Source organism: Nocardioides sp. (genome assembly GCA_037045645.1).
GTDB lineage: Bacteria > Actinomycetota > Actinomycetes > Propionibacteriales > Nocardioidaceae > Nocardioides.
Genome location: JBAOIH010000001.1, coordinates 1,144,693 through 1,169,338 on the forward strand (window position 1 = coordinate 1,144,693; position 24,646 = coordinate 1,169,338).

Sequence of the window (24,646 nt, forward strand, 5' to 3'; positions counted from 1 at the left end):
CACCGCTGAGTCTCGCGAAAGAACTCACCTGACGCGGTCGACCAGCCGCTCCCCGTCCGCCGCGACCAGCGGACCGGATGCCGCTCGTGCCCGGTCCAGTCGGCCGAGCGAGCGTGGCCACCACGAGGAGAGCCGTCGTACGCGCCCGGTCGCTCCTGCCTCCCAGGCAGCCACACACACGGCCACATCCGCGCGCAACGACTCGACGTCGCCCTCGCCCGGACGGCGCGCATAGCGGCCCAACTCGACCTCACGCACGATCCGCAGCAAAGCCGCGTACGCCTCGGGGGCCGCATCCGGCCCGCGACGAGTCGAGGACTCGCGCCCGCCGAAAGACGCGGCCGCACGTTCGGCGGTGCGTCGCGGTGAAGCGGTGTTCAGCCACGCGATCCCAAGATCACGCGCGTGATCGCGCAACTCGACCCAGGCGGCTTCGGCCGCAGGCAGGCTTCGCCACCGCCGCTGCGAGCGGATCCTGCGCGCCAGGCGTGGACCACAGATGAGCAGGCCCAGCAACGCGACCGCGCCGAGGGACTGCAGCACCCGGGTCAGCGAAATACCCCACCATCCGCCCGCGTCGGTGCTCTGCTCCAACTCATCCTGGGGAGTGGTCGGCTGCGGAGCCCGGGTCGGCAGGTCATTGCTGGGCTGCGCGGTGGGCGCCGAGGTGGTGGGCGTCGGTGCCTCCGGGAAGCTCGGCGGTCGTATAACCGGGCACCTGCGGGACCCGAGCCGCCGGCGTCGGCTCGAAGCGCACCCATCCCGATCCTGGGAAGAACAGTTCCGGCCAGGCGTGCAGGTCGTGCGTCGAGAAGGTGTACGACGGCACTCCCGCCTCGTTCACTCCCGTGCGTTCTCCGCGCAGGAAACCCACCGCTACCCGAGCGGGGATGCCGAGGGTTCGCGCCATCATCGCCATCGACGAGGAGAACTGCTCGCAGTACCCGGTACGGTCGCCGAACAGGAACGAGGTCAGAGTCCCTTCACCGGTGTAGCTGTCGTTGTAGGTGAACTCGCCGCTGCTGCGGAAGAACTCCTGCAGCAGCTGGGCTCGCCTGAATCGGGTGGTGGCACCTTCGGTGACCTGGCGAGCCAGCGAACGGACCCGCTCGTCGAGAGTGCTCGGCACCTGGGTGAAGTCGGTGCGTACCTCACTCGGGGCGGCCGGCGACTCGTTCATCGCCAACGCGTCACGGTCGAGCACGATCCGGGTGAAGTCGTAGTCGAGAGCATTGGCGCGTTGGCTGTTGCTGCCCGAGAGGAAGTCCATCGTGCTCAGGTCGTAGCGCCAATCACCGGGAGCGGAGATCGATTCCAAAGCCTCCGCGGTCGGCAGCCATAACGAGTCGAACCGCTGTTGTGTGTGGACCGACCACTCGAACGTCGTGCGTGGCACGCCCGGAGCCACTCCTACGAGGGGCGGCATCGGCCCCTCTGCCACCTGTTCCTGCGGTACTTCCCGGTCACCGGTGCTCCATTGCTCGTCGTTGAGCCGAGCCAGGACGGCGATGCGCAGGTAGGTCGGGTCGGGATCGGTGGTCGAGGCCGTCAGCAGCGGCAGGTCGGGGCCACGAAGCAGGTCGCGCTCAAGATCGGTCATCGGGTTCTGAATCTCGATGTCGCCGCCACGGCCGGCGCCGAAGCCTCCCTCGAACATCGACAGCCCGAAGGTGGGCACAGCCAGTGCGCCGATCAGGGCCACCGCGATCGAGGAGGCGCCGATGCCGGACGCCGCGGTCACGATGCGTTCTTCGTCGATGGCCAGATCCGGCTCGTGTTCCTCGCTGTGCGGCAACCCGCGTCCCCATCGGGAGAGTTCACGTCGATGATCGAGGTAGAGCATGGTGACGAGCCCGATCGCCGCAGCCACGAAGATCCACCACGACACGGCATCACCGGTCAGGCTGATGGGCACCGCGTAGACGGCCAGCAGGGGTAGAGAGGCGAGGGTGGGGCGCTGCAGGGTGTTGGCCAGGAAGTCGACCAGCAGCAGGCAGCCGAGCCCGCCGAGGATCAGTAGCGGTACGACTGAGGGTGCTTCGGCCGGCACAGGAGGCGCGAAGGTGTTGGCACTGTGCACGGCCGCTTCGAACCGGGCGCGCAGGCCGGCGACGAGTCCCTCGGGGGCGGACCCGGCGATGGCGTACGCCGCGGCCGACCCGGCCAGCAGGATCTGTAGGACGAGGATGACCAGGGCCGGCCAGCGCAGCCAGCGCGTGAACACGCCGATGCCCGCCACCAGGAAGCCGATCATCAGCATCGGTCCCAAGAAGGCGCCCGGTGCGTGGGTCAGCCCACGCCAGGCGAACATCGTGATCCAGACCGTCGCCATGGACACCAGGCTCAACAACACCAGGTGTGTCAGATCCGCGCCGCCTTTGAGTTGCTTCATCGGGTCACCGCCCGACGGGGGATCGGCGCGAGTGGGGTCTGACCCAGGAGCTTCCAGACCGTGTCCAGTTGATCCGTCGGTCGCAGCGGTGCCGCACGCCACCCGCTTCGCGTCAGCATGCCCGTGGCTTCCTCGCCTGAGTTCTGGCCCGGGATGGTCGACCCGCCCCAGCGCGCCACGTCGACCGCGAGAGCCAGCGCGGCGCCACTCGTGTGACGCATCCGGCGCACGACCGGCTGATCCGGGGTGGACAGCGCGCCGAAGACGCCGATGGTGAGCCCGCCCGAGCCCGCCTCCGCGAGCCAGTGGCTGGTGATGTGCGTGGCGGACGTCAGCCGCAGCACTGCGAGGGACGCCAGGAGGGGGGCGGCGGAACTGTCGTCGTCACGTTGATGCCACTCGACTCCCAACTCTTCACCGACGGCGGTGACCAGTCGCACCTGGAAGCCGGCACGCGCGACGTGCAAGGCGATGGACGCGGCAGCGGAGATGGCCGTCTCGAACGACGAGGCAATGCCCTGGCCTCGGTGCGCCATCGAGCGGTTGTCCAGGAACAGGGTGGCGCGAGACTGCCAGGGCTGCTCCTCTCTGCGCACCATCAGATCGCCGACGCGTGCCGAACTGCGCCAGTGGACCCGCCGCAGGTCGTCGCCGCGTCGGTATTCGCGTACGGTCACGTCCTCGGCGCTCCCGGTCGCGAACGCGCGCGGCCGGTTGTCTCCCGACCCCGTCCAGTCGCCACCGAGCGGGATGCGCGAGAGCGGCACTGTCCTCGGCGTGACGATCAGGGGATTGACGGCCCGAAACGTACGTTGCGACTCGACGAACCCGAACGGGTCTCGCACCCGCACCTGCATCGGCCCGATGTCGAAGCGGCCACGTACGTCTGAACGCACGCGGTAGTGCACCTGCCGATGCCAACCCTGCTGGATCCCGGCCAGCACGAATCGTGGCCGCGATCCCAAGGTGAAGGGGACCTGCTCCTCCAGGAGCAGGACACCGGTCGGGGTGCGTCCCTCGTTGGTCAGAGTGAGGTTGACCTCTGCCGACGTGCCTGCCGACACCTGACGAGGTGACACCGCGCGTACCAGCGAGAGCCGGAACCTGCTGCGCGCCATGAAGACCGACGCGATCAGGGGTAGCGCCACCGCGAGCAGTCCCACGCGTACCAGCGAGTCGTGGCCCAAGACGATGGCGCAGACCACGGCCGTGAGCCCCCCGGCCAAGAAGGCTCTGCCACGGGTGGTCAGGTTCGCCAGTGCGGTGCGCATCGCGGGACTTAGCCGGTGGCGTGCTCGGGCACCGGAACGGATGCCACGACACTCTCCAGCACGGCGGTCGCCGAGCGTCCGCTCATCGTGGCCTCGACGTTGGGCAGCAGCCGGTGCGCCAGCACGGGGCGACACAGTGCCAACACGTCGTCGGGAAGGACGTAGTCGCGACCGTCCATCGCGGCCTTCGCCTTGGCAGCCCGCACCAGGTGCAAGGTCGCGCGTGGTGAAGCACCCAAGGAGAGGTCGGGGGAGCGACGGGTCGCGGTCGCGACGGCCACCGCATAACGCTGTACGGCAGGGGCGACATAGACCTGGGCGACCTGGTTGATCACCTTGCGCAGCTCGACCGCGTCGGTGACCGGTTCGAGGTCGTCCAGCGGATTGTGCGAGGTGTGACTGTCCAACATCGCGATCTCGGCTGCTTCGACCGGGTAGCCCACCGAGACCCGGGCCATGAACCGGTCGCGTTGGGCTTCGGGGAGGGCGTACGTCCCCTCCATCTCGATGGGGTTCTGCGTGGCGATGACCATGAAGGGAGCCTCGAGTTCGTACGTCGTCCCGTCGACGGTGGCCTGTCGCTCCTCCATACATTCCAGCAGCGCCGACTGCGTCTTGGGTGACGCGCGGTTGATCTCGTCGCCCACCACGATGTTGGCGAAGATGCCGCCGGGCCGGAACTCGAACTCGCGGGTGTTCTGATTGAAGACCGACACACCGGTCACGTCCGAAGGCAGCAGGTCAGGCGTGAACTGGATGCGTCGCACCGTGCAGTCGATGCTGCGAGCCAAGGCCTTGCTGAGCTGGGTCTTGCCGACACCCGGCACGTCCTCGATCAACAGGTGACCTTCGGCGAGCAACACCACCAAGGCGGCCGAGACGACGTCGGGTTTTCCTTCGATCACGCGCTCGACGTTGCGGCGTACGGCGTCGGTGACGCGGCGTGCGGATTCCAGATCCGCACCGCCGACGGCGTGGTCGTGCCCAGCACCAGACTCGTCGCTGCTCACTTCGCGTCTCCTCCTCGGTCGTGCACGAACCCAAACCTAAGCGGCCCTCACAACCTAGGGCCCCGCATTGCTCGCGGTCGTGCTCGAGGGGGTCACGAATTGATTGCGATGCATCGCCGTACGCGTCGCTTCGCAGGCGGGGGAGGGAGGTGGGGATTGGTGGGGAAAGGTGGTTGACGGTGGAGGAAAGTGGGGTAGAGTGGAGCGAAGTGGAGGAGATCGGGTCTGGAGTGGAGGTCACCGATGTTTGTCGGCACCTACACCCCCAAGCTCGATGACAAGGGGCGACTCGTCCTCCCCGCGAAGTTCCGGGAGCCGTTGGAGGGAGGGCTGATGGTGGCGAGAGGCCAGGAGCACTGCGTGCAGCTGTATCCGATGGCGCAGTTCCACGATCACGTCGCCAAACTCCGTGCCGCCTCGTTGTCCGATCCCGCCACCCGCAGTTATGTACGCCTGCTCGGTTCGGGCGCGTTCGATCAGGTCCCGGACAAGCAGGGACGGATCAGCGTCCCGCAACTGCTGCGGACCTGGGCCAGCCTGGACAAAGAGGTCGTCGCGATCGGATCGCTGGACCGCGTCGAGATCTGGGACCCGGCGCTGTGGGAGGAGTACCTCGCGCAAGAGGAGTCCAGCTTCGCCGAACTGAACCAAGAGATCGTTCCCGCCGGCGGCTAGCCGGCGATTGCCGCCCACAACTCCACAACTGTTCCGACGGGCCAGGTCTCGCGCCCGCTCTCACCGCGTTCTGGGGCGACTTCCCCCGTTCCAGAGCTCTTCCCCGCTGAGAGCGGGCAGAGACCTGGCCCGTCGGCACTGCACCACCACCAGCACCACCAAGCACTACCGCCGAGCACCGCCGCCAAACACCGCCGTCGAAGGGTCGAGACCGATGAGCACCATGCCCATCCCCACCTCGTGGGACCCGGCTGCTCGACCGGTGCGACCCGGCGCCACCCCGAGGCGTCGCGTACGACACCAGGCGCGCGAGACCGTGGCGGTGATGGCCTTCTCCGCGGCCATGTCGGTCGTGACCGCTCTCTTCTTGCTCATGCTCCTCGGACTAGGGAAGTAGGAGCCGGGCAGATGATCGACTCCCGCCACGTCCCGGTCCTGTTGGACCGGGTCGTCGCGCTTGTGGCGCCCGCGCTGGACGAACCCGGTGCGGTCTTGGTCGACGCGACGCTCGGACTCGGCGGACACAGCCAGGCCGTGTTGACCGCCTGCCCCCAGGCTCGCGTGATCGGCATCGATCGCGACACCGAGGCCCTGGCCGCGGCACGTGAGCGCCTCCACGATTTCGGTGATCGCTTCGTCGGCGTGCACGCGGTCTACGACGAGCTCGCCGAGGTCATCGCCGGCCAGGGACTCGGCCAGGTCGCCGCCGTACTCTTCGACCTCGGGGTCTCCTCGCTGCAACTCGACCGGGCCGACCGCGGATTCGCGTACGCCCAGGACGCCCCGCTCGACATGCGGATGGACGGTACGACCGGGATCACGGCGGCCGAGGTGCTCAACACCTACGACGGCCGAGACCTCACCCGGATCCTGAAGGAGTACGGCGAGGAGCGCTTCGCCCGCAAGATCGCCGACGCCGTCGTCCGCGAACGTGCACGGGAGCCGTTCACCAACAGCGGCCGTCTGGTCGAGTTGCTCTACGCGACGATCCCCGCGCCCGCGCGGCGTACGGGCGGCCACCCGGCCAAGCGCACCTTCCAGGCCCTACGCATGGAGGTCAACGACGAGTTGGCCGTCCTGCGGCGCGCCATCCCGGCCGGGCTGGAGGCGATCGGCGTCGGGGGACGCGTGGTCGTCGAGTCCTACCACTCCCTGGAGGACCGGGTGGTCAAGCGGGCGTTCACCCAGGTCACCCGACTGGACGTGCCACCGGACCTGCCCTTCATCCCGGAAGGGCAGGAGCCTGCCTTCCGGCTGGTGACCCGAGGTGCGGAGGCGGCCGACGAGGCCGAACGTGCACACAACCCGCGCGCGGCGTCGGTACGACTGCGCGCCATCGAACGACTTCGCCCAGGCGGCAACCCGGCAACCGATCAGCGATCCAGAGGAGCCTGACCCATGAGCATGTCGCAAGCCTTCGCGCCCTTGCGCGATCGTCTGCCCCGCGAGGGAAAGGGCAGTGCCCCCCGCCTGCGCGCGGTGACCACGCGGCGTCCGCGCGCCCCCAAGGTGCCGTTCGTGGTGGCGTTGACCGCGATCCTGGTCGGGGGAGTGGTGGGGCTGCTGCTGTTCAACACCAGCCTGCAACAGGCCAGCTTCGCTGCCGCGCAACTGGAGGATCAGGCCCAGACCCTGACCGCGCGCGAGCAGTCCCTGCGGATGGAACTCGATGCCCTGCGCGAGCCGCAGCGCGTCGCCGAAGCGGCTCAGAAGATGGGCATGGTGCCAGCCGGCACGCCTGCCTTCCTCGACCTCAGCACAGGTCGGATCCTGGGTGAGCCGACCCCGGCCACCGCGGAGAACGGTGTCCGTCTTCAGCCCCTGCCGCCGGTCAAGCCGGCGATCCTGGCACCCAAGCCCAAGGTTCGCCAAGTAATGGCCGACACGGCGCGTTCAACGTCGAAGACTCGCGACCGGCGCGGCAATGATGGAGCGAGCGCACAGAACCGTCAGCGCCGCTGATCAACCTGCCGTACGCCAGCCCCATCACTCAGCCTGACTCCCAACCCATGACCCGGAAGACCCGTTTCGTGCCCCTTCGCCGCTTTCGCAGCCGTTCGTCCGCCGGCACCCGTCCGCGTGGTCGACGTGGGCGCCCCCAGGATCGGCTCAAGTGGGGCTTCTTGATCATCGCGATGACGTTGTCGGTCTTCGGGGCTCGGCTGATCCAGTTGCAGGCGGTCGACCCCAAGTCGTACGCCGCGATGGCCCTGGCCGATGGCACGGTCAACGTGGTGCTGCCTGCGCGTCGCGGGGACATCCTCGATCGCGCGGGACAACCGTTGGCCGACTCGGTCGAGGCGAAGATGATCATCGCCGATCCCGAGTGGACCGCACCGGATGCGCCGGCGCTGGCGTCGCTGCTGGCCGAAAGACTCAACGTGGACTACTTCCGCACGTTGCAGGCGCTCAAGGCCAAGAACACCAACTTCCGCTATATCGCGCGGCGCGTCCCGGCGTCGCTGGCCGACGAGGTCTTGGCCGAGGCTCGCGAGCAGAAGTTCAAGGGGCTGAGCAGTGAGCGTGACCCGGCGCGCTCCTACCCGGCCAAGGACGTCGCTGCCAACCTGGTCGGCTTCCTCGGCACTCCCGACCCGGTCAAGGGTGCTCAGCCTCTGGCGGGCTTCGAGCGTACGTTCAACAAACTGCTCTCCGGCAAGGACGGATCGGCGCGCTTCCAGCAATCCGGCGGTCGCCGCATCCCGCTGGGTGAGAACGTCGTCGTCAAGCCGGTCGACGGGCGCGACCTCACCACCACCCTCGACACGGATCTGCAGTGGTTCGTCCAGCGCGTGATCCGGCAGACGGTCGAGGACTACAGCGCCAAGTCCGGCTTCGCGATCGTGATGGACTCCAAGACCGGCGAGGTCTTGGCGTTGGCCGACTACCCGACATTCGATGCCACCAAGCCGCTGGAGGCCGACGAGGACGACCTCGGTTCGCGTGCCATGAGCGATGTCTACGAGCCTGGTTCGGTGCAGAAGGCACTGACCATGTCGGCGCTGATCGACGCCGGCAAGGTGACTCCTCGCACGCGGCTTCGAGTGCCGTCCTCACTCGCGCGCCAGGACCGGGTGATCGGCGACTGGTTCGATCACGGTGACATCAACCTGACGCTGACAGGGGTGCTGGCCAAGTCCTCCAATATCGGCACCGTGTTGGCGACCGACAAGATGGATGCCCCGGACCTGCGCCGGTATCTGACCGCGTTCGGGGAAGGCTCCTCGACCGGGATCGGCGTACGCGGGGAGTCGGCCGGCATCGTGCCGGAGGGGGCGCTGCTCACCTCGCAGACCAAGGACCGCATGGCATTCGGCCAGTCGCTCTCGGTCAACGGACTCCAGATGGCTGCGGCGATCAACACCATCGCCAACGGTGGGTTGTATGTCGCACCCAGCCTGATCGAGGGCTCGGCTACGACCGACGCGGGCGCCACCGTAGGCACCGACCGTACGACCACCCATCGGGTGGTGAGCGAGAAGACCGCCCGCCAGGTCATGAAGATGATGGAGAAGGTCGTCGACCCCGAGGACGGTGTCGCGCCGAGCGCGCAGATCCCTGGCTACCGGGTGGCCGGCAAGACCGGCACCGCCCAGCGGGTCGGTGAGGAGTGCCAGTGCTATGACGGCACGTTCACGCTGTCGTTCGCGGGCTTCGCCCCGGCCGACGACCCTCGCTTCACGGTCTATGTGGTGATCCAGGCGCCCGGCAAGGACGGCGGCGGTGGGTCTGTGGGTGGTCCGGCGTTCGCGAAGATCATGCAGTACGCCCTGCGCCGTTATGGCGTGCCGCCCACGGGACGCAAGCCGTCCGACCTTCCGGTGGAGTGGTCCTCGGGTCGGAGCAGGTGACCGGTGTCGCGACCCGTTAGCCTCGACGTCCGTGGTGGCTGAACACGTACGAGTGCCGGTGCGACCGCAGTCGTCGCCCGACGCGAGCCTGGCGCAGGTGCAGGGTTGGCTGGCCGAGTCGGGCCAGGATGTCGAGCGGCGAGGCGACGCGACGATCCACGGCATCTGTCTGGCCACGCAACGCGTCGTTCCCGGCGATCTCTACGCCGCGCTGCCCGGCACTCGCGCCCACGGGGCGTCGTACGCCTCGAAGGCCGTCGAGGCCGGCGCGGTGGCGGTCCTCACCGACCGGGCGGGCGCCGAACTCGTTCCCGCCGGTGTCCCGCTGCTGATCGTCGAGCGGCCCCGAGCGGTGCTCGGCGAGTTGTCCGCTCGGGTGTACGCCCGGCCTGCCGAGGCGATGCGGATGATCGGGATCACCGGCACCCAGGGCAAGACGACGACCAGCCGCATCGCCGAGGGGGGGCTGCAGGCGGCGGGCGTTCCGGCCGCGGTGATTGGCACGATCGGCACTCGAGTGCGTGGCCAGGATGTGCAGACCTCGCTCACCACACCGGAGGCCCCCGACCTGCATGCGCTGTTCGCGGTGATGGGGGAGCAGGAGGTCGACGCCTGTCGTGATGGAGGTGTCGAGTCACGCGCTGGTGCTCGGCCGCGTGGACGGTGTCGTGTTCGACCTTGCGGTGTTCTTGAACCTCGGGCGCGACCATCTGGACTTCCATCCCGACCGTCGAGGACTACTTCGCGGCCAAGGCGTCTCTCTTCACGCCCGCGCGGGCTCGACGAGGTCTGGTCAACATCGACGACGAGTTCGGCCGTCGCCTCGCGGAGACCGCCGAGATCGAGATGCGTACGTTCGGTGGTGCCGACTCCGGTGCCGACTGGCGCTGCGTCGACGTGGTGCCGAGCGCCGAGGGGTCGACCTTCACGATCCTCGGACCGGACGGCACCAGGGTTCGAGCGGTCTGTCCTCTCGCGGGGCTCTACAACGTCTCCAACACCCTGGCGGCGGTCGCGGCCTGCGCCGAGGTCGGCCTGGACCCCCAACTTGTCGCCGACGGCATCGCCTCGGCCCCTGGAGTCCCCGGGCGGCTCGAACGCGTCGACATCGGTCAGGACTTCCTCGTCGTCGTGGACTATGCGCACAAGCCCGACGCCGTCGAGGCGGCGCTCGCGACGCTGCGACCGCTGACCCGTGGCCGGATCATCACGGTCATCGGAGCCGGTGGCGACCGTGACCCCGGCAAGCGACCGCTGATGGCCGCGTTGGCTGCCGAAGGGAGCGACGTGTTGATCATCACCGACGACAACCCGCGCACCGAGGAGCCGGCAGCGATCCGAGCCGCCATGCTCGCAGGCGTCGCCGAGGCGGGGTGTGAGGTGCTGGAGGTCGGTGACCGGCGAGCCGCGATCGCCCGGGCCGTACGCCTGGCTGCCCCCGGCGACATCGTGCTGATCGCGGGCAAGGGCCACGAGACCGGTCAGGAGATTCAAGGCGTGATCCACCCCTTCGACGACCGCGAGGTCGCGCGCGCAGAATTTGGCGACCCGATGATCGCGATGACCCTCCAGCAGATCGCCGACGTCGTGGGTGGCACGGCGCACGGCGACGCGACCGTCACCGGAGCCGCGTTCGTCGACACCCGTGCGGCCGAGCAGGCCGGCCTCTTCGTGGCCATCGCGGGGGAGCGTGCCGATGGGCACGACTTCGCGGAGGCGGCTGTCGCGGCGGGAGCAGCAGCCGTACTGGGCTCCCGCGTGACCCCGGCCCCGACCGTCGTCGTAGACGATGTGGTGCTCGCCCTCGGGCGCTTGGCACGTCACGTACTCGAGCGGATCGAGGGTGTCACCGTGTACGCGTTGACCGGCTCCCAGGGCAAGACCGGCACGAAGGACTACCTCGCCTCGATCCTGGAGAGCCACGGAGCAGTCGTCGCCACCGCGGGCAACTTCAACAACGAGATCGGCGTACCCCTGACCGTGCTGCGGGCGCAGGCAGACACCCGGCACCTCGTGGTCGAGATGGGGGCACGCGGGATCGGCCACATCGCCTATCTGTGTGAGATCGCGCCACCCGATGTCGCGGCCGTACTCAATGTCGGCACTGCGCACGTCGGGGAATTCGGCAGCCAGCAGGCCATCGCCCAGGCCAAGGGCGAGATCGTCGAGGCACTCGGTGCAGACGGCTTCGCCGTGCTCAACGCCGATGATCCGCTAGTCGAGGCGATGTCGACTCGTACGGGCGCACGCGTGCTGACCTTCGGCGCGTTCGACCCCGAAAGCGATGCGTCACCGGCGACGCTGGCCTGGCACACGATGCGCACCGATGCGCTGGGCCGGCCGTCGGCGATGTTCCAGTTCTCCGACGACTCCGCGCGGGTGACGACGGGCGCGCGAGTGCAGTTGCGCGAGGTCGGGACACACCAACTCACCAACGCAGCCGCCGCCATGACGATGGCACTGGCCGCCGGCGTTTCGTTCGAAGCGGTCACGGCTGCGATCGCGCAGGCGACGGCGCGTTCGCGGTGGCGAATGGAACTCCACGAGCGCCGTGACGGACTGCTGGTGATCAACGACGCGTACAACGCCAACCCTGCCTCGATGCGCGCTGCCCTCGATGCCCTGGTTTCGGTGGGACGGGGCCGCACCGGTCGTACGGTCGCCGTCCTCGGCGAGATGCGCGAGCTCGGGTTGGAGTCAGCTGACGAACACCGCGCCCTGGGGGCGTACGCCGCCAGGCTGGGCGTGGACGTCTTGGTAAGTGTGGGAATCGAAGGAGATCCCATCGCCGAGGGCGCAGTGGGCCACGACACGTTCGTGCAACGCTCGGGGAGTCGCGACGAGGCGGCGTCCTGGGTGCGCCACAATGTCGCAGCCGACGACGTCGTGCTCGTCAAGGCGTCGCGTGGAGTGGCGCTGGAGCACGTCGCGGACGCACTGCTGGTCCCAGACACTCGCGCTGACTCAGATACCGGAGGAGACGAAGCATGAAATCGATCCTCTTCGGGGGCGGTATCGCTCTGCTGATCTCGCTGCTGGGCACCCACGTCGCGATCAACGTGTTGTCTCGGCGCGGCTATGGCCAAGAGATCCGCGAGGACGGGCCCACCACCCACCACACCAAGCGCGGCACGCCGACCATGGGTGGCCTGGTCATCATCCTGGCCACGGTGCTGGGCTATCTCGGTGCCAAACTGCTCACGCAGCAAGAGCCCAGCGCATCGGCGCTGCTGTTGTTGTTCCTCTTCGTCGGTCTCGGATTCGTCGGCTTCCTCGACGACTTCATCAAGGTCGCCAAGCGACGCAACCTCGGTCTGCGCAGTGCCGCCAAGATGATCGGCCAGACGGTGGTGGCGCTCACGTTCGGCTTCTTGGCGTTGAGCCACTGGCTCGAAGACGAGGACAACCTGCGTCCCGCGTCACACCAACTCTCCTTCATCCGTGACTTCGGCTGGACCTTGCCGACCGCCGTCGTGATGGTGCTGATCTGGTTCTTCGTCACGGGCTTCTCCAACGCGGTCAACCTCACCGACGGTCTGGACGGTCTCGCGACCGGGTGCAGCATCCTGGTCTTCGGCGCCTACACGATGATCAACATCTGGCAGTCCAACCAGTCCTGCAGCGCGGGGCAGGGGGCAAACTGTTACGAGGTGCGAGATCCGCTCGACCTCGCGGTCGTCTCGGCGGCGATCACCGGCGCCTGTTTCGGCTTCCTGTGGTGGAACGCGTCGCCGGCCAGGATCTTCATGGGCGATACCGGTTCGCTGGCCCTCGGTGGCGCCTTGGCCGGATTGGCCATCTTGACCCGCACCGAACTGCTGCTGATCGTGCTCGGCGGGCTCTTCGTGGTGATCACGATGTCGGTGATGATCCAGGTCGGTGTGTTCAAGGCCAGCAAGTCCAGTGGGCTCTTCCGCAAGGTCTTCCGGGTCCAACCCGGGCATCGCGTCTTCCGGATCGCTCCGCTGCATCACCACTTCGAGATGCTCGGATGGGAACAGGTCAACGTCGTGATCCGCTTCTGGATCATCTGCGGCCTCTGCGTCGCCACCGGACTCGGCGTGTTCTACGCGCAATGGGTGGTCACCTCGTGACGAGCCGCCCACTCGACGGCCTGACCCAACGAGACTCCTGGGACGGCATCCGTGCGACCGTTGCGGGCTTCGGCGTCAGCGGCTTTGCCGCCGCCGACAACCTGACGCACCTCGGCGCGTCCGTGACCGCACTCGACGAAGCAGGCGGGGGCGCCAAGGACGAGCAGGCCGAACTGCTGGGTGTTCTGGGTGCCGACGTGCGCCTTGGCCCCGGCAGCACCGACTCGCTGCCCGATGACTGCGACCTGCTGGTCGTCTCACCCGGCTGGCGTCCGGACGCATCCCTGATCGCCCAGGCGAGCGCGCGCGGCGTCCCGGTCTGGGGGGAGGTCGAGTTGGCCTGGCGGCTGCGCGATCCCGATCGCCCGGCCCCCTGGCTGGCGATCACCGGCACCAACGGCAAGACGACCACCGTGCAGATGCTCGACTCGATCCTGCGCGCCGCGGGCCTACGCAGTGCGGCCATCGGCAATGTCGGGCGTCCGGTCGTCGAGGCCGTCATGGATCCCGAGCCGTACGACGTGTTCGCCGTGGAGTTGTCGAGCTTCCAGTTGCATTACACCTCCTCGATGCGTGCCGAGTCGGCCGTGGTCCTCAACCTCGCCGAGGACCACTTGGACTGGTATTCCGGCGCGGATCCGATGGGCGCGTACGCCGCCGACAAAGGCCGCATCTATCGAGGCGTCCAGCGTGCGTGCGTCTATAACGTCGCCGATCCGCTGACCGAGGAACTCGTCCGAGAGGCGGACGTCCAGGACGGGGCCCGCGCCATCGGTTTCACCCTCGGCATCCCCTCGGTCGGGATGGTGGGTCTGGTGGATGACGTGCTGGCGGATCGTGCGTTCGTCGAGGAGCGGCAGACGTCGGCGGCCGAGTTGTGCACCGTCGCGGACCTGGCCTCCCCGGCACCGCACAACATCGCCAACGCGCTGGCCGCGGCTGCGTTGGCGCGCGCACACGGCATCTCCCAGCAGGCGGTGCGTGACGGCCTTCGAAACTTCACCCCCGACGGGCACCGGATCGCGACCGTGGCCCAGATCGACGGTGTTACCTACGTAGACGACTCGAAGGCCACCAACCCGCACGCAGCCGCTTCCTCACTGCAGGCGTACGACTCGGTGGTCTGGCTGGCCGGGGGGCTGGCCAAGGGCGCGACCTTCGACGACCTCGTGCAGCGCGTGCGTCCTCGCCTGCGCGGTGTGGTGCTCCTCGGGCGCGACCGGGACGTGATCGCCGGTTCGCTTTCGCGACACGCTCCCGATGTCCCGGTGATCACGATCGACGAGCGCGAGACTGGTGCCCCCATGGAGCGGGCCGTCTCGGCCGCGCGGAGCCTGGCCCGGCAGGGCGACACAGTGCTCCTCGCACCAGGCTGCGCCTCGATGGACATGTTCAAGAACTACGGCGAGCGCGGCGACGCGTTCGCCGCTGCCGTACGAAGAAGCGCCGGGGCCTGAGCACACCGGGCCAGCGAGCACCAGGGGAGGAGGTCCGATGACCACCACCGACCCCGAGGCTCCCGCCACCAAACGCCCCGTCGACGCTGCCGCGCGACCCAACCCGGTCGACCGGATCCGCGCTCGGCTCTCGCACTGGCGCGACCTGGTCAGGGACGCGCTGGACAAGCCGCTGGCCGACTACTACCTGCTGCTCGGCGCCGCAGTGATGCTGCTGAGCATCGGTCTGATCATGGTGCTGAGCAGTTCGAGCATCTATGCGTACAAGAACTACGACGGCAACTCCTATGCCGTTGTGGTCAAGCAGTTGATGTGGGTGGCGATCGGGGTGCCGTGTGCCTGGATCGCCGGCCGCCTGCCGCATCGGTGGGTGCGCCGGTTGGCCTATCCAGGCTTCCTGGTCACGATCCTGCTGCTCGGCCTGGTGGCCAGATGGGGTGTCGAGGTCAACGGCAACCGCAACTGGTTGGCGCTGGGGCCGTTCTCGATTCAGCCGGCTGAGATCGCCAAACTCGCACTGGTCCTGTGGGCCGCGAACATCTACGCCAACAAGGAACGCCGGCTGCACTCGTTGCATCACATCCTGGTGCCGGTCGTGCCCGGCATGGTGACCGTGATCGCGCTGGTGCTGGTCGGACGTGACCTGGGCACCGCGCTGGTGCTCTTCGCGATCATGCTCGGCATGTTGTGGGTGGTGGGCGCGCCGCCGCGGCTCTTCGCGCTGTCGTTGAGTGTGATCGGTGTGCTGGCTATCGCGCTCGCAGCGGTCAGCCCGACCCGGATGGCGCGCATCGCCAACTTCTCCGACCCGTTCCGCGACTACCACGGCACCGGCTGGCAACCGGCGCACGGCCTCTACGCGCTGGCCAGCGGTGGCTGGTTCGGTGAGGGTCTCGGCGCGAGTCGGCAAAAGTGGGGAGACCTGCCCGAAGCCCACACCGACTTCATCTTCGCTGTGCTGGGTGAGGAACTCGGACTCGTGGGCACGTTGCTGGTCGTCAGCCTGTTCCTGGCCCTGGCGTTCGCGGGCATCCGGGTCGCCCAACGCACCGAGGACCCGTTCGTGCGCTACATGTCCTTCGGGATCATCGTGTGGCTGCTGGGCCAGATGGTGATCAACGTCGGCATGGTGCTCACCGTCCTGCCCGTTATCGGCATCCCGTTGCCCCTGATCTCCTACGGGGGATCGGCACTGGTGCCGTCATTGGTGGCCGTCGGGCTGCTCGTGGGCTTCGCGCGTCGAGAGCCTGCGGCGGCTGCGGCACTGGCCGCGCGTCGGCGTCGCCCGACGCCGACCACGCGGTGACCGGGACTAAGGTCGCACCGATGCGCGTACTCCTCGCCGGCGGCGGCACCGCCGGGCACACCTCTCCACTTCTGGCGACCGCCGACGCCCTGCGCCGCCTGGACCCGGCCGTCGAGATCACCTGCCTGGGCACGGCGCGCGGACTCGAGACCCGAGTCGTCCCCGCCGCCGGCTACCCACTCGAGCTGATCCCGCCCGTACCGCTGCCCCGACGTCCCTCGGCGGACCTGCTTCGCGTACCCACTCGCCTGCGCGCCGCCGTGCGCGCGACGTACGACGTCTTGGACCGCACCCGCCCCGACGTGGTGGTGGGCTATGGCGGTTATGTCTCGATGCCTGCCTACCTCGCAGCCCGGCGGCGCAAGTTGCCGCTGGTGATCCACGAGCAGAACACCGTGCCCGGCATCGCCAACAAGGCCGGCGCGCGGTTCGCCGACCGGGTCGAGGTGAGCTTTCCCGACACTCCGCTGCCCAAGGCGCACTACATCGGCTTGCCGATCCGGCGGATGATCTCGACCCTGGACCGGGCCACGCTGCGTGCCGAAGGCCGAGCCCACTTCGGGCTCGACGCCGATCGCCCGACGTTGCTGGTGACCGGGGGGTCTCAAGGAGCCCGGCAACTCAACGAGGCAGTCAGCGGCGCGGCTGGCGCTTTGGCACACGCAGGCGTCCAGGTGCTGCACGTGGTCGGACCCAAGGGCAGCGCCTCCCCGGCTGTTGGCGATGTGCCCTATGTCGTGGAGTCGTACGTCGACCGGATGGACCTGGCGTACGCCGCGGCCGACCTCGTGGTCTGCCGCTCCGGGGCCAACTCGGTGACCGAAGCCGCCGCCGTCGGCCTGCCGGCGATCTACGTCCCACTGCCGATCGGCAACGGTGAGCAGGCGCGCAACGCCCGCGCGGTCGTGGATGCCGGGGGAGGGCTGCTGGTCGACAACGCCGCCATGACCTCCGAATACGTCGCCGCGCAGGTGCCCGAGCTGGCGCTGGACCCCGACCGACTGGCCCGGATGGGGGCGGCGGCCACTGCGCTGATCCCACGTGATGCTGACGACAAACTGGCTGCGATCATCACCGAACTCGGGGGCCGGTCATGAAGATCGAGGTCCCCGATGTCATCACCCCGGCCGCCGGACTCAGCCGCGTCCATTTCGTCGGCCTCGGAGGGGCGGCGCTGTCGGCGATCGCCACGATCATGGCCGAGCGGGGGATTCACGTCACCGGCAGCGACAACAACGACACCCCGTTCCTCGGGCGCCTGCGTGATCTCGGAGTCGAGCCACATCTGACCTACGACGCCACCCACGTGGGCGACGCGGACGTCGTGGTCGTGACGACCGCGGCACGAGAGGACAACCCAGAGGTCGTCGAGGCCCGGCGGCGCGGGTTGACCCTGTGGCCGCGTTCGGCAGGGCTCGCGTCGGTGATGGCCGACCGTCGGGTCCTGGCCGTCGCCGGCACCCACGGCAAGACCACGACCACGTCACTGCTCACCGTGGCGCTGCTCGCCGCCGGGGCCGACCCGACGTACGCCGTCGGTGGCGTGCTCTCGACGACGGGTCGCAACGCCCGCAATGGCAGCGACGATCTGTTCGTCGCGGAGGCTGACGAGAGCGACGGTGCGTTCCTGGTCTACGCGCCCCACGCCGCGATCGTGACCAACGTCGATGCCGATCACCTCGACATCTGGGGGACCGAGGAGGCCTATCGTCGGGCCTTCACCGACTTCCTCGACCGGATCGACCCGGCCGGCTTCGTGGTGTGCTGCACCGACGATCCGGGTGCTGTGGAGGTGGCCGAGCAGGCCGAGGGGCGCGGGCTCGAGGTGATTCGCGTCGCGACTTCCGCTCCCGCCGACCTTCGGTTGGAGGACACCCGCTTCACCGACGGACTGTCGCGGGCCACCATCCGGCGAGGCGACTCGACGCTGGGCGAACTCCGACTGCGGATCCCGGGCTCGCATTATCTGCTCGACGCGGCTGCCGCTCTCGCGGTGGGGATGCGGCTGGGATTCGAGTTCGAGCCACTGGTGGCGGGGATGGAGGCATTTACGGGCACCGCGCGCCGGATGGAGGCCAAGGGTGAGGCGGCAGGTGTCCGAGTCGTTGATTCCTATGCTCACCATCCGCAGGAGATCCGCGGCGACCTGGAAGCCGCCCGTGCCCTGGCCGGTGACGGGCGTGTCGTCGTGGTCTTCCAGCCCCACCTGGTCTCACGCACCCGCATCTTCGGCGCCGACATGGGGCGCGAACTCGGCGCCGCGGACGAGGTCGTCGTCCTCGACGTCTATCTCGCGCGCGAGGATGCCGACCCGGCCGTAACGGGGGCGCTGGTCGCCGACGCCGTGCCACTGCCTGGCGAGCAGGTCGCGTACGTACCCACGCTTGCCGAGGGTGTGCGGGAGGCCGTACGCCGGGCGCGTCCCGGGGACCTGGTCCTCACCCTGGGGGCCGGTGACGTCACCACGTTGGGTCCGGTGATCCTCGACGCGCTCACCGAGACCACGCCATGACCAAGACGGCGACCCCGGCCATGGACCCGAGCGAGCGAGAGCGTGCCCGCACTCGCCGCCGCTTCGTGCGCCGGCAGTGGCGACGCCGGTGGCTGAACTGGAAGCCGCTCCTGGCGGCGCTGGTCACCGTGACACTGGTCGTGGCCGGCATCTGGCTCGTCTACTTCAGTTCGCACCTGGCGGTGCAACAGGTCGGCGTGTCCGGCAACGGTTTCGTCAGCGCGGGCCAGATCCGCACCGCCAGCCGACGTGCCCGAGGGGCGTCCACTCGCGCGCATCGATCTGGACACGATCGAGCGCCGCGTGGAGGGGATCGCGGCGGTCAAGTCGGCGACGGCGACTCGAGCCTGGCCGGACGCGATCAAGATCGCGGTCACCGAACGCAAGGCCGTTGCCGTGGTGGACCTCGGCGACGACATCCGCGGGATGGACGACCAGGGCGTGGTGTTTCGCAAGTTCGACAAGCGTCCGGTCGCATTGCCGCTGGTGAAGACATCCGGAGTCACCGGGGGAGAGGCGCTGCACGAGGCCGCGCTGGTGCTGGCGTCGCTGCCTACGCCGCTGCAAGGCCGGGTGGCGCACCTGTCGGTGGTGACGGTGGACCAGATCTGGCTGGTCCTGCGTGACCAGCGCGTGATCATGTGGGGCAGCGCCGAGGAATCCGAGCAGAAGGCCCAGGTGCTGACCGTGCTGCTCAAGCGGCCGGCGAAGACGTACGACGTCAGTGTGCCGGGCCAGCCGACCACCTCGGATCGACTCCCTGCCACGCCCCTCCCCTGAAATCTCTGCGGGAAATTCTCGACGCCTGCGTGTGTCGCTGGCATGTCGCCGTCCGGGATGCCTACTGTCGTCACCATCATCAGGTTGACATAACTATAACCCTCTACATGACGGTGAGGGTTGAGTTCGTCGGCCGGTGACTTCCCCACATCGCGTCCCGTACGTCCACTCCCGAAAGGCAACCCTGCCGTGGCAGCACAGAACTACTTGGCGATCATCAAGGTCGTGGGGATCGGCGGTGGCGGTGTCAACGCCGTCAACCGGATGATCGAGGTCGGCCTCAAGGGCGTCGAGTTCATCGCGATCAACACCGACGCTCAGGCGCTGCTGATGAGCGACGCCGACGTCAAACTCGACATCGGCCGCGAACTCACCCGCGGGCTCGGTGCCGGCGCCAACCCCGAGGTCGGCGCGCGGGCGGCCGACGATCACGCCGACGAGATCGAAGAGGTGCTCAAGGGCGCCGACATGGTCTTTGTCACTGCGGGTGAGGGCGGCGGCACGGGGACGGGCGGCGCGCCAGTGGTTGCGCGGATCGCTCGCTCGCTCGGTGCGCTGACGATCGGTGTCGTGACGCGGCCGTTCGCGTTCGAGGGTCGGCGTCGAGCCAACTCCGCGGAGGAGGGCATCGCCCAACTGCGCGAAGAGGTCGACACCTTGATCGTGATCCCCAACGATCGCCTGCTGTCGATCAGCGACCGCAACGTCTCGGTGCTCGACGCGTTCCGGCAGGCCGACCAGGTGCTGCTCCAGGGCGTCTCGGGCATTACCGACCTGATCACCACCCCGGGCCTGATCAACCTCGACTTCGCCGACGTCAAGTCCGTGATGGCCAACGCCGGATCGGCGTTGATGGGCATCGGCTCGGCGCGCGGTGAGGACCGGGCGGTGCAGGCTGCCGAGCACGCGGTGTCCAGTCCGCTGCTGGAGGCCTCGATTGACGGCGCTCACGGCGTCCTGCTCTCCATCGCGGGCGGATCCGACCTCGGACTTTTCGAGATCAACGAGGCGGCGGCCTTGGTGGCGCAGGCGGCGCACGAGGAAGCCAACATCATCTTCGGTGCCACGATCGACGATGCTCTGGGAGACGAGGTGCGCGTCACGGTTATCGCGGCCGGTTTCGACGGTGGCATGCCGAAGCGTCGCGACGAGGGCACGGTGCTGCGGCGCGAACCCAAACAGTCCCAGGAAGAGACTCGTGCGGCCGTCCAGGCGATCAACCGGCCCGCGACGGGAGTCTCGTCCGGGGGAGCCTCTGGTGGCGCGGCTCAGTCGTCGGGCGGCCAGTCGTCGGGCGGTCAGTCGACCGGTCAGTCCTCCGGCCAGTCGTCGAGTGGGTCCGAGGCGACCCGGCCCAGCGCCGCGAAGCCGCAGCCGCGTGAGGTGGAATTCGACGACGACCTGGACGTCCCCGACTTCTTGAAGTGACCCCGTTCGAGTGACTAGATCCGTCGACACCCTGCGCCTGCGAGACCGGGTGAGGGGCGACTTCGTGATCGAGGTTGCCTTCACCGGGCCCGGACTCGACGTCTCCGACCACGCGGCCGAGGACGTACGTGCCCGTGCGCTCGCCGCCGTGGCCGCCGCGACCTCGGCCGAGCCCCGGCTGATGCGTCAGGTGCACGGCGCTGAGGTGGTCGCGGTGGACGCCACGTCTCCCACCCCGACCTGTGACGCGATGCTCACCGTGGACGCAGGGATCGCTCTGCTGGCCCGCGCGGCCGATTGCGTGCCTGTGCTGCTGGCTGATCCGGCCACCGGTGTGGTCGCGGCTGCGCACGCCGGACGGCCGGGGGTCGAGCGGGGAGTCGTACCCAGCGCGATCGCCGCGATGTCTGCCGCGGGAGCGGCCCCGACTGTCGCGTGGATCGGCCCACACGTGTGCGGTCGCTGTTATGAGGTGCCGTCGGATCTGCAGGAGCGGGTGGTGCGGGCGGTGCCCGAGACGCGGAGTACGACCTCGTGGCAGACCCCCGCGCTCGATCTGGGCGCCGGCGTACGCGCCCAGTTGGCGCAGGCGGGCATCGAAGACGTTCGCGATGTCGGGGTGTGTACCCGAGAGGACGTCGAGTGGCCGTCCTACCGACGCGACGGCGACGCGGCCACTCGATTCGCAGGCCTTGTCTGGAGTCACCGATGAATCGTCGAGACGAACTTGCAGCCGGCCTCAGCGAGGTGCGCGAGCGGATCGCCACGGCATGTCGCGACGCAGGTCGAGATGACAGCGAGGTCACTCTTGTGGTGGTCACGAAGTTCTTCCCAGCCTCCGACGTGCGGCTGCTCGCAGACCTCGGCGTCACCGACGTGGGGGAGAACCGTCATCCTGAAGGTCGGGACAAAGCAGAGGCCTGCGCGGATCTCGGACTGACGTGGCACTACATCGGCGGTCTGCAGAGCAACAAGGCTGCGGCGGTGGGGGCCTATGCCGACGTGGTGCAATCCGTCGACCGCGCAAAACTCCTGCCCGGGCTCGCCCGTGCTGCCCAAGAGCGCGGACGTGCGCTGGAGGTCTTGGTGCAGGTCAGTCTCGACCCGCCCGAGACACAGGACGGTCGCAACGGGGTCGTGCCCACCGAACTCGACGCGCTCGCTGCCGAAGTGAACAAGCACGACGCGCTGCGCTTGCGTGGGTTGATGGCCGTCGCGCCCCTGGGCGCGGAGCCTGCGGACGCGTTCTCTCGACTGCGCGCGATCCGGTCGGACTTCCTGACCCGACACCGCGACGCGGGGTGGCTCAGTGCGGGCATGAGCGGCGACCTCGAGGAGGCGATCGGTGCAGGCGCGACACACGTACGCGTCGGCACCGCGATCCTCGGATCAAGGCCTTCGATCAAGTAGCGTTTCACATCAAGCAGCGTCGACGGGAGGCTCACGCGAGCCGGCCGGGACGCACAACTGCGGAGGAAGACCATGGCCAGTGCGATGCGGAAGATCGGCGAATACTTAGGTCTCGTCGAAGACACCGGCGCGTACGACCAACGCGACCAGTACGACGGCGCCGACGAATACGACACCGAAGCAGTGCAGACCACGCGTGGTGGCCGCTTCGACGTCGAGGAGCGCCCGCGCCGCGAGAGCCGTACGCCTGCCCCCGTCTCAGATCTCGCTGACCGCCGCCCGCGCGCGGTCCCTAGTCCCGGAGTCGTCGAGTTGTCCCGCATCATCTCCTTGCAGCCGCGCACCTATAACGAGGCGCGTACCGTCGGCGAGGAGTTCCGCGAGGGCATCCCGGTGATCATGAACCTCAGCGACATGGACGACGCAGACGCCAAGCGCATCGTGGACTTCGCGGCCGGGTTGGTCTTCGGCACCCACGGCAAGCTTGAGCGGGTCGCCAACAAGGTCTTCCTGCTCTCGCCCCACAACGTCAATGTGGGCGCGGAGGACAAGCAGCGACTCTCCGAGGGTGGCTTCTTCAACCAGAGCTGATCACGCTTGTTCTGGGCACCGACGCCCAGGGGGCGCCGTGGTCGGAGCATGCCGCGCGGCGCGCTATTGTTCGCGTGTTCGTAGTTGTGACGCAGTAACCGAGAGATAGATGGGTGAGGTCATGCCGCTGACGCCAGAGGACGTGAGCAACAAGCGCTTTACGCCCGTACGCCTTCGCGAGGGGTACGACATGGGCGAGGTGGACCAGTTCCTCGACGAGGTGGAGGCTGAGCTGGCCCGTCTCAACCGGGAGAACGAAGAACTGCGTGCGCGCCTTGGTGACGCGCAGGCCAGCGGCAGTGGCTTCGCCCCGGCAGCCGAGCCCGACGTGGCAGAGGAGCCGGTCGCCGACGAGGTCGTGGAGACCCCGGCAGAGCCCGAGCCCGTAGCGGCGGCGGCCCCGGTGGCGGCCGCGGAGCCCATCCGTGTCGAGACTGTGCCGCAGGCGTCCAATGCCGCCGCGCGCCTGCTGGAGATCGCCACGCGCAACGCCGACGAGTTGGTCGACGACGCCAAGAACCAGGCCGACGCCATCGTGGGTGAGGCTCGCACGAAGGCCGAGCGCCTGACGTCCGAGAGCAAGGCCAGCGCCGACAAGATGGAGTCCGACGCACGGACCCGTTCGCAGATGCTCGACTCCGAGACCGCCGAGCGTCGCAAGGAACTGTTCGGTGCGCTCGAGGTGGAGCGCGGCAAGTTGACCAACGAGATCGAGGGTCTGCGTTCGTTCGAGCGCGAATACCGCTCGCGCCTCAAGAGCTACTTCAACCAGCAACTCGAGGCGCTGGACAACTCCAGCGTCAATCCCGAGGCGGAGATGCCCGAGTCGACGCAGCCGCCGAAGCGTCTTCGTTCGATCCTCGGGGAGGAGGAGGGCTGACGCCCTTCCCCAGCAACAGTCGCTGCTGACGGCCGATCCGCTGTGCGGATCGGCCGTCGGTCGATTTCGGTGGACCTGCCACCGTGGCGGTGACTCACCCTTTGGAGGCTTGGAAAGGCGATGAGGCTCGGCTAGCCTCCGGTCACGATCAGCGGCAGAAGCCGCAGGTCAACCCACGTCGGAGGTCTCCCCAGCATGGTGCGCAGTTTGGCCCGTTCGATCGCCGATACGGCCAAGAGGGCGATCTCGGGCCGGTCCGCAGTTGTCGAGGCTGCTCCCGCGAAGGAGGCGCCCGCCACGAAGGCACCCGCGAAGAAGGCGCCCGCGAAGAAGGCGCCCGCCAAGAAGGCGCCCGCCAAGAAGGCGCCCGCCAAGAAGGCGCCCGCCAAGAAGGCGCCCGCCAAGAAGACGGCCGCGAAGAAGGCGCCCGCCAAGAAGGCAGCCGCGAAGAAGGCGCCCGCCAAGAAGGCAGCCGCGAAGAAGACGGCCGCGAAGAAGGCGCCCGCCAAGAAGACGGCCGCCAAAAAGGCACCGGCGAAGAAGGCGCCCGCCAAGAAGACACCGGCGAAGAAAGCCGCTGTCGGCACCCTCGTCGTACGCGAGGGCGAGACCAAGTGGACCAAGAAGGAACTCGACGACGTCCTCAAGGAGTTGCACGAGCAGCGCAGTCGCCTGCGCGCGGAGGTCACCGAGCAAGAGCGTGACCTGGCCGATCTGATGCGCGACGCCGGTGACGGCGCTGGACACGATCAGGCCGACATGGGAGCTACGTCGTTCGAACGTGACCAGGAACTCGCCTTCGTCCACAACGAGCGCGACATGCTGGCGCAGATTGATCGTGCGCTGGAACGGATCGAGGATGGCACATACGGCATCTGCGAATCTTGCGGGAACCCGATCGGCAAGATGAGAGTGATGGCGTTCCCGCGTGCCACACTGTGCGTGACATGCAAACAGCGCGAGGAGCGCCGCTGACTCCCAGCGGCCAT

At 68.4% G+C, this 24,646-nt stretch carries 22 protein-coding genes and 2 pseudogenes; 19 read left to right on the forward strand and 5 right to left on the reverse strand.

From position 1 onward, the window contains the following. Positions 1-24: 24 nt before the first annotated feature. Genes V9G04_05640 through V9G04_05655 form a run of 4 tightly spaced genes read right to left on the reverse strand, consistent with a single transcriptional unit; the run spans position 25 to position 4,619 of the window. The gene (locus V9G04_05640; protein MEI2712778.1) at positions 25-594 is read right to left on the reverse strand and encodes a hypothetical protein; all 570 of its coding nucleotides are present in this window, start codon (positions 592-594) and stop codon (positions 25-27) included. A 43-nt stretch (positions 595-637) separates the two neighbouring features. Continuing rightward, a complete protein-coding gene (locus tag V9G04_05645; protein MEI2712779.1) occupies positions 638-2,392 on the reverse strand; it encodes a DUF3488 and transglutaminase-like domain-containing protein in 1,755 nt (584 codons plus the stop codon). Further along, positions 2,389-3,663, reverse strand: coding sequence for a DUF58 domain-containing protein (locus tag V9G04_05650; protein MEI2712780.1), 1,275 nt, complete (start codon positions 3,661-3,663; stop codon positions 2,389-2,391). The genes V9G04_05645 and V9G04_05650 overlap by 4 nt, the downstream gene beginning before the upstream one ends. An 8-nt stretch (positions 3,664-3,671) precedes the next feature. After that, positions 3,672-4,619: a MoxR family ATPase gene (locus V9G04_05655; protein MEI2712781.1), complete on the reverse strand. Its 948-nt coding sequence runs from the start codon at positions 4,617-4,619 to the stop codon at positions 3,672-3,674. 297 nt (positions 4,620-4,916) lie between these two features. Here V9G04_05655 and mraZ point away from each other — a divergent pair, with 297 nt between their 5' ends. Beyond that, on the forward strand, positions 4,917-5,348 hold the full coding sequence (mraZ, locus tag V9G04_05660; GenBank protein ID MEI2712782.1) for a division/cell wall cluster transcriptional repressor MraZ: 432 nt from the start codon (positions 4,917-4,919) through the stop codon (positions 5,346-5,348). A 165-nt stretch (positions 5,349-5,513) separates the two neighbouring features. Here the strand turns inward: mraZ and V9G04_05665 are convergent, their stop codons facing one another. Further along, complete coding sequence (locus V9G04_05665) at positions 5,514-5,723, reverse strand: hypothetical protein (protein MEI2712783.1); 210 nt, start codon at positions 5,721-5,723, stop codon at positions 5,514-5,516. A 33-nt stretch (positions 5,724-5,756) separates the two neighbouring features. On the opposite strand from V9G04_05665, the gene rsmH reads away from it, so the two are divergent. The 18 genes and pseudogenes from rsmH (at position 5,757) to V9G04_05755 (ending at position 24,632) form a co-directional block, all read left to right on the forward strand. Next, a complete protein-coding gene (gene rsmH, locus V9G04_05670; GenBank protein MEI2712784.1) occupies positions 5,757-6,743 on the forward strand; it encodes a 16S rRNA (cytosine(1402)-N(4))-methyltransferase RsmH in 987 nt (328 codons plus the stop codon). Between the two features lie 3 nt (positions 6,744-6,746). Next, positions 6,747-7,310, forward strand: a complete 564-nt coding sequence (locus V9G04_05675) for a hypothetical protein (GenBank protein ID MEI2712785.1) — start codon at positions 6,747-6,749, stop codon at positions 7,308-7,310. Between the two features lie 47 nt (positions 7,311-7,357). After that, positions 7,358-9,199, forward strand: coding sequence for a penicillin-binding protein 2 (locus tag V9G04_05680; protein ID MEI2712786.1), 1,842 nt, complete (start codon positions 7,358-7,360; stop codon positions 9,197-9,199). Continuing rightward, positions 9,129-9,746 (forward strand): annotated as a pseudogene (locus tag V9G04_05685) (Mur ligase domain-containing protein). Before V9G04_05680 ends, V9G04_05685 begins: the two are co-directional and overlap by 71 nt. Positions 9,747-9,819: 73 nt before the next feature. Further along, a pseudogene (locus V9G04_05690) lies at positions 9,820-9,869 on the forward strand (hypothetical protein). A gap of 50 nt (positions 9,870-9,919) precedes the next feature. Then, complete coding sequence (gene murF, locus V9G04_05695) at positions 9,920-12,190, forward strand: UDP-N-acetylmuramoyl-tripeptide--D-alanyl-D-alanine ligase (GenBank protein ID MEI2712787.1); 2,271 nt, start codon at positions 9,920-9,922, stop codon at positions 12,188-12,190. Next, positions 12,187-13,293: a phospho-N-acetylmuramoyl-pentapeptide-transferase gene (gene mraY / locus V9G04_05700; GenBank protein ID MEI2712788.1), complete on the forward strand. Its 1,107-nt coding sequence runs from the start codon at positions 12,187-12,189 to the stop codon at positions 13,291-13,293. Before murF ends, mraY begins: the two co-directional genes overlap by 4 nt. Continuing rightward, positions 13,275-14,750 carry a UDP-N-acetylmuramoyl-L-alanine--D-glutamate ligase gene (gene murD / locus V9G04_05705; protein MEI2712789.1) on the forward strand — a complete coding sequence of 492 codons (1,476 nt, stop codon included), beginning with the start codon at positions 13,275-13,277 and terminating at the stop codon, positions 14,748-14,750. Before mraY ends, murD begins: the two co-directional genes overlap by 19 nt. Positions 14,751-14,787: 37 nt before the next feature. After that, positions 14,788-16,056 carry a putative lipid II flippase FtsW gene (gene ftsW, locus V9G04_05710; protein ID MEI2712790.1) on the forward strand — a complete coding sequence of 423 codons (1,269 nt, stop codon included), beginning with the start codon at positions 14,788-14,790 and terminating at the stop codon, positions 16,054-16,056. Between the two features lie 20 nt (positions 16,057-16,076). Continuing rightward, entirely contained in the window at positions 16,077-17,153 is a 1,077-nt protein-coding gene (gene murG / locus V9G04_05715; protein ID MEI2712791.1) for an undecaprenyldiphospho-muramoylpentapeptide beta-N-acetylglucosaminyltransferase, read from the forward strand. Then, the gene (gene murC / locus V9G04_05720; protein MEI2712792.1) at positions 17,150-18,568 is read left to right on the forward strand and encodes a UDP-N-acetylmuramate--L-alanine ligase; all 1,419 of its coding nucleotides are present in this window, start codon (positions 17,150-17,152) and stop codon (positions 18,566-18,568) included. Before murG ends, murC begins: the two co-directional genes overlap by 4 nt. 249 nt (positions 18,569-18,817) lie before the next feature. Next, a complete protein-coding gene (locus tag V9G04_05725; protein ID MEI2712793.1) occupies positions 18,818-19,348 on the forward strand; it encodes an FtsQ-type POTRA domain-containing protein in 531 nt (176 codons plus the stop codon). A gap of 189 nt (positions 19,349-19,537) precedes the next feature. Then, a complete protein-coding gene (ftsZ, locus tag V9G04_05730) occupies positions 19,538-20,776 on the forward strand; it encodes a cell division protein FtsZ (GenBank protein ID MEI2712794.1) in 1,239 nt (412 codons plus the stop codon). 64 nt (positions 20,777-20,840) lie between these two features. After that, positions 20,841-21,488, forward strand: coding sequence for a polyphenol oxidase family protein (locus tag V9G04_05735; GenBank protein ID MEI2712795.1), 648 nt, complete (start codon positions 20,841-20,843; stop codon positions 21,486-21,488). After that, positions 21,485-22,186: a YggS family pyridoxal phosphate-dependent enzyme gene (locus V9G04_05740; GenBank protein MEI2712796.1), complete on the forward strand. Its 702-nt coding sequence runs from the start codon at positions 21,485-21,487 to the stop codon at positions 22,184-22,186. The genes V9G04_05735 and V9G04_05740 overlap by 4 nt, the downstream gene beginning before the upstream one ends. 72 nt (positions 22,187-22,258) lie before the next feature. Further along, positions 22,259-22,777, forward strand: a complete 519-nt coding sequence (gene sepF / locus V9G04_05745; protein ID MEI2712797.1) for a cell division protein SepF — start codon at positions 22,259-22,261, stop codon at positions 22,775-22,777. Positions 22,778-22,898: 121 nt separating this feature from the next. Further along, entirely contained in the window at positions 22,899-23,657 is a 759-nt protein-coding gene (locus V9G04_05750; protein MEI2712798.1) for a DivIVA domain-containing protein, read from the forward strand. 195 nt (positions 23,658-23,852) lie between these two features. Continuing rightward, positions 23,853-24,632, forward strand: coding sequence for a TraR/DksA C4-type zinc finger protein (locus V9G04_05755; protein ID MEI2712799.1), 780 nt, complete (start codon positions 23,853-23,855; stop codon positions 24,630-24,632). The last annotated feature ends 14 nt before the right edge of the window (positions 24,633-24,646 follow it).

Bases quoted from the DNA above. Each gene is read 5' to 3' on its own strand.
- mraY (MEI2712788.1), top strand. From the start codon at position 12,187: ATGAAATCGATCCTCTTCGGGGGCGGTATCGCTCTGCTGATCTCGCTG.
- sepF (MEI2712797.1), top strand. From the start codon at position 22,259: ATGGCCAGTGCGATGCGGAAGATCGGCGAATACTTAGGTCTCGTCGAA.
- V9G04_05680 (MEI2712786.1), top strand. From the start codon at position 7,358: ATGACCCGGAAGACCCGTTTCGTGCCCCTTCGCCGCTTTCGCAGCCGT.
- V9G04_05755 (MEI2712799.1), top strand. From the start codon at position 23,853: ATGGTGCGCAGTTTGGCCCGTTCGATCGCCGATACGGCCAAGAGGGCG.
- V9G04_05740 (MEI2712796.1), top strand. From the start codon at position 21,485: ATGAATCGTCGAGACGAACTTGCAGCCGGCCTCAGCGAGGTGCGCGAG.
- ftsW (MEI2712790.1), top strand. From the start codon at position 14,788: ATGACCACCACCGACCCCGAGGCTCCCGCCACCAAACGCCCCGTCGAC.
- V9G04_05645 (MEI2712779.1), bottom strand. From the start codon at position 2,392: ATGAAGCAACTCAAAGGCGGCGCGGATCTGACACACCTGGTGTTGTTG.
- V9G04_05650 (MEI2712780.1), bottom strand. From the start codon at position 3,663: ATGCGCACCGCACTGGCGAACCTGACCACCCGTGGCAGAGCCTTCTTG.
- mraZ (MEI2712782.1), top strand. From the start codon at position 4,917: ATGTTTGTCGGCACCTACACCCCCAAGCTCGATGACAAGGGGCGACTC.
- murD (MEI2712789.1), top strand. From the start codon at position 13,275: ATGGGTGGTCACCTCGTGACGAGCCGCCCACTCGACGGCCTGACCCAA.
- V9G04_05675 (MEI2712785.1), top strand. From the start codon at position 6,747: ATGAGCATGTCGCAAGCCTTCGCGCCCTTGCGCGATCGTCTGCCCCGC.
- V9G04_05750 (MEI2712798.1), top strand. From the start codon at position 22,899: ATGCCGCTGACGCCAGAGGACGTGAGCAACAAGCGCTTTACGCCCGTA.
- V9G04_05665 (MEI2712783.1), bottom strand. From the start codon at position 5,723: ATGAGCAAGAAGAGAGCGGTCACGACCGACATGGCCGCGGAGAAGGCC.
- rsmH (MEI2712784.1), top strand. From the start codon at position 5,757: ATGATCGACTCCCGCCACGTCCCGGTCCTGTTGGACCGGGTCGTCGCG.
- murC (MEI2712792.1), top strand. From the start codon at position 17,150: ATGAAGATCGAGGTCCCCGATGTCATCACCCCGGCCGCCGGACTCAGC.
- murG (MEI2712791.1), top strand. From the start codon at position 16,077: ATGCGCGTACTCCTCGCCGGCGGCGGCACCGCCGGGCACACCTCTCCA.